This window comes from Schumannella sp. 10F1B-5-1 (assembly GCF_006517535.1).
Classification (GTDB): Bacteria; Actinomycetota; Actinomycetes; order Actinomycetales; family Microbacteriaceae; genus Schumannella.
Genome location: NZ_VHQH01000115.1, coordinates 1 through 215, shown reverse-complemented (window position 1 = coordinate 215; position 215 = coordinate 1). Strand labels below are relative to the sequence as shown.

The window sequence follows — 215 nt, the reverse complement described above, 5'->3', positions numbered from 1 at the left end:
ACTCGCCAGTCGATCCAGCCGTTCTTGCGCTGGAGGCTGACCACGACGTTGGCGACCTTGGTGGGCGTGACGGCGCTGCAGATCATGGTGTCGCCGACGAGCAGCGGCGGGACGTCGGGGCAGGTGGCGTTGACGCTGGCGCCGATCGCACCCGCCTGCTCCGAGATCGACTGCTCGGCCTCGTCCGAGAACACGCCCGGCGCGAGCGCCATGAC

Annotated in this window: 1 pseudogene; it reads right to left on the bottom strand. The window is 69.8% G+C overall.

Annotated features, from left to right (window positions below):
• Window positions 1–215: pseudogene (locus FJ658_RS16340) on the bottom strand (DUF2510 domain-containing protein); the annotation flags it as partial.